Origin of the sequence: Streptomyces sp. NPDC085946 (genome assembly GCF_044540485.1) — a bacterium.
Lineage (GTDB): Bacteria > Actinomycetota > Actinomycetes > Streptomycetales > Streptomycetaceae > Streptomyces.
The window spans coordinates 212,320-216,560 of record NZ_JBITSF010000006.1 but is presented as its reverse complement, the minus strand read 5'-3'; the positions used below and the strand labels follow the sequence as shown (position 1 = coordinate 216,560).

Annotated in this window: 1 protein-coding gene; it reads right to left on the bottom strand. The window is 75.1% G+C overall.

The window, feature by feature from the left end:
• Nucleotides 1-145: 145 nt before the first annotated feature.
• Entirely contained in the window at nucleotides 146-4,195 is a 4,050-nt protein-coding gene (locus tag ACIF8T_RS15200; RefSeq protein WP_400035057.1) for a molybdopterin-dependent oxidoreductase, read from the bottom strand.
• Between the last annotated feature and the right edge of the window lie 46 nt (nucleotides 4,196-4,241).

Here is a 4,241-nt window from a genome sequence, read left to right as displayed (position 1 = left end):
GCCGGGGCCCGTGACGCCGGTGGAGGGGGCGCTCCCGCGCGCTGCTCGCGGGGGCGTCACACCGGTGGGTACGACTGCTGCCGCGGGACATGGCGTTCGTACCGAGCGCCGCCCTGCTGCCGGCGGACCGGGCGCCCCCGCCCGGTCAGTACACGTCGCGCACGTACCGCTTCTCCGCCGCCAGCTGCTTCACGTACGCGACGGCCTCGGCCTCGCTCATGCCGCCGTGCGCGACGGCGATGTCCCGCAGGGCCCGGTCCACGTCCTTGGCCATGCGGGAGGCGTCGCCGCAGACGTAGAAGCGCGCTCCGTCGCGGAGCCAGTGCCACAGTTCCGGCCCGTGCTCGCGCATCCGGTCCTGCACGTACACCTTGGTGCGCTGGTCCCGTGAGAACGCGGTGTCCAGACGGGTGAGGGCGCCCTCCGCCAGCAGCTCCGACAGGTCGTCCTCGTAGTAGAAGTCGGTGGCGCGGTGCTGCTCGCCGAAGAACAGCCAGTTCGGGGCGCGGTGCCCGAGCGCCCGCCGCTCCTGGAGGAACCCGACGAAGGGGGCGATCCCGGTACCGGGACCCACCATGATCATCGGCGTCGCCGGGTCGGCCGGCGGCCGGAAGTGCGGCGAGCGCTGCACGAAGACCGGCACCTCGGTGTCCGGCCCGGCGTCCGCGAGGAAGGGCGAGCAGACCCCGCCGCGCGGCCGGCCGTGCAGGTTGTCCCAGCGCACCACGGAGACGGTCAGCGACACCCGGTGCGGGTCGACCAGCGGGCTGGACGAGATGGAGTACAGCCGCGGCTGGAGCTTCTTCAGCACCCCGGCCCACTCCCCGGCGCTCGCCCGCACCCCGTACTCGGCGACCACGTCCACGGCCTGCCGGCCCCAGCTCCAGCGGGCCAGGCCGTCCTTGTTGTCGGGCCGCAGCAGCCTGCGCAACTCGTGGTCGCCCCCGGCGTGTTCGGCGACGAAGCGCAGCAGGTCCGCCGTGACGCGGGTGATGTCGAGGTGCCGGCGCAGGGCCTCCGCGAAGGGCACCTCGCCGACACCGCCGACCTCCACCGCCGTGCCGGCGTCCACACCGGTCACCGCGAGCCACTCCTCCACCAGCGCCGCGGAGTTGACCGGCCGCACGCCGAGCGCGTCCCCGGCCTCGTACGTCAGGTCCGTGCCGCTCGTGTCGAAGGTGAACCGCCGGACCTCCTTGCCCGCGCCGGGCCCGCTCAGCAGCCGGTTGCCGACGAGCCGGGCGGCGGCGGGGGCGGGCCGGGACGTCGCCCGCGGCCGCGCGGCGGGCGCGGCGTCCCGGCCGCCCAGCGCGGTGAGCACCTGGTCCAGCCAGGCGCCCGCCGAGGGCTCGTAGTCCGGCTCGCAGTCCGCGCGCGGCGCCAGCCGCACCGCGCCCAGCTCGCCGAGCCGCGCGTCCAGCCGCCGCCCGTGCCCGCAGAAGTCGTCGTACGAGGAGTCCCCGAGGGCGAGCACCGCGTAGCGCACCCCGTCCAGCCGCGGGGCCTGCTCGGCGGCGAGCGCGTCCCAGAAGCCGGCGCCGTTGTCGGGCGCGTCGCCGTCCCCGAACGTGCTGGTGATGAAGAGCAGGTCCGCGCTGCGGGCGAGCGTCCCGACGTCGGCCCGGTCCATGCCGACCAGGGAGGCCCGGTGCCCGGCCGCGCCCAGCCGCTCCGCCGCGGCGACGGCGAACTCCTCGGCGTTGCCGGTCTGCGAGGCCCACAGCACGAGGACCTCACGCCCGGCCGGTTCGGCCGCGGGAGCGGCCGGGGACGCCGCGCGCGAGTACATCCCGGCCAGGACGCCGTTGACCCACAGGGCGTGCTCGGGGGCGAAGGGCGCGTCCGGCGGGAGGACGGGCACGCCGGGGGCGCCCGAGCCGAGGCCGGCCAGGAAGCCGGTGAGGTACCGGCGCTCCCGCGCGGACAGCACCGGGGGAGGGGAGGGGTCGAGCCCGAAGGGGCCGGCGCCGGCCGGGGTGACGGCCGTCGGGGCGAGCGGCGCGGCGGCCCCGGCGGGTCCGGGCGGCGCCCCGCCCGGCGACGCCACCTTCGCCAGCGACACCGCGCACACCTTGAACTCCGGCTGGAACGACACCGGGTCCACCGCGTCGCTGGTCACCGCGTTGATGCTCAGGTACTCGCCGAACAGGTCGTTCCAGTGGAACGGCGCGAAGCAGGACCCCGGCCGCACCCGGTCCGTCACCACCGCCGGCAGCACCGCCCGGCCGCGCCGCGACGCGACCTCCACCGCGTCGCCCTCCGCGACGCCGAGCGCGGCCGCGTCCTCGGGGTGCACCTCCACGAACGGCCCGGGGTTCAGCTTGTTCAGCTTCGCGACCCGGCCCGTCTTGGTCAGCGTGTGCCACTGGTGCTGCACCCGGCCGGTGTTGAGCACGAACGGGTAGTCGTCGTCCGGCATCTCGGCGGCGGGCAGGTGGGGCCGCGCGAAGAACACGGCCCGCCCGGACGCGGTCGGGAACCGCAGCCCGTCCTCGCCCGCGTACCGCACGGGGTTGCGCTCCGGCCCGTCCTCCCGCGCGGCCGGCCACTGCACGGGCGTCTCGCGCAGCCGCCCGTACGTCACCCCGCGCAGGTCCCAGCCGGTCACCGGGTTCCAGGCCCGCCGGATCTCCTCGAAGACCTGCTCGGCGCTGTCGTACGAGAAGCCCTTCTCGTACCCCATCGCGCACGCGACCTCGGCGATGATCCGCCAGTCGGCCGTCGCCTCGCCGGGCGGGTCGACGGCGGCCCGGGTCAGCGTGAGGTTGCGCTCGCTGTTGACGAAGACGCCCTCCGCCTCGGTCCACAGGGCGCCCGGCAGCACGACGTCGGCGTACGCGTTCGTCTCCGTGTCGGCGAAGACGTCCTGCGTGACGACGAACTCGGCGGCCTCCAGCCCCTCGATGACCGTCCGGCGGTTGGCGACGGACGCGACCGGGTTGGTGCAGATGATCCAGCAGGCCCTGATCTCCCCGTCGGCCATCTTCCGGAACATCTCGACCGTGCCCTTGCCGACCCCGTCGGCGCGCAGGGTGCCCGGCGGCAGCTCCCACAGGTCCTCGACGAACGCCCGGTCCTCGGCCACGAGCACGGACCGCTGCCCGGGCAGCCCGGGGCCCATGTAACCCATCTCGCGCCCGCCCATGGCGTTGGGCTGGCCGGTCAGGGAGAACGGCCCGGCGCCCGGGCGGCAGATCGCGCCCGTGGCGAGGTGCAGGTTGACCAGGGCGTTGGTGTTCCAGGTGCCGTGCGTGGACTGGTTCAGGCCCATCGTCCAGCAGCTCATCCACTGCCGGCCCGCCGCGCCGATCAGCCGGGCCGCCTCCCGGACGTCGTCCTCGGCGAGCCCGGTGAGCTCGGCGACCGCCGCCGGCGGGTAGTCGGCGAGGAAGTCCGGCATCGCCTCCCAGCCCTCGGTGTGCGCGGCGACGAAGGCGGGGTCGGTGTGCCCGTCCGCGTGCAGCAGGTGGAGCAGGCCGTTCAGCAGGGCCAGGTCGGTCCCGGGCCTGATCTGCAGGAACAGGTCGGCCTTGGCGGCGGTGGCGGTGCGGCGCGGGTCGACGACGATCAGCCTGGCGCCGGCCTTCACCCGCTCCATCATCCGCAGGTACAGGATCGGGTGGCAGTCGGCCATGTTCGAGCCGATCACCAGGAAGGCGTCCGCCCGGTCGAAGTCCTCGTACGACCCGGGCGGCCCGTCCGCACCCAGCGACAGCTTGTAGCCCGTGCCCGCGCTGGCCATGCACAGCCGCGAGTTCGACTCGATCTGGTTCGTCCGCACGAACCCCTTGGCCAGCTTGTTCGCCAGGTACTGGGCCTCCAGGCTCATCTGCCCGGAGACGTAGAAGGAGACGGCGTCCGGCCCGTGCTCGTCGACGATCGCCCGCAGCCGCCGCGCGGTCGCGGCGATCGCGTCGGCCACCGGTGCGGGCACCGGCTCGTCGCCCCGGTCGTCGCGCACCAGCGCGGTGGTCAGCCGGCCGGGCGCGGCCAGCAGCTCGGCGGTGGTCGCGCCCTTGGTGCACAGCCGTCCCGCGTTCGCCGGGTGCGCCTTGTCGCCGGAGGCCTTCAGGACCGTGCGGCGGCCGTCCGGCCCCCTGCCGACGTCCAGCACGATGCCGCAGCCCACACCGCAGTACGAGCAGACGGTGCGCACCTGCCGTGTCTCCTGCGGGGGCCGGGGGGTCGTGGTCATGCACCGACGGTACGAATCGTCCGTTACGCCGCTGTCACGTGGCTTG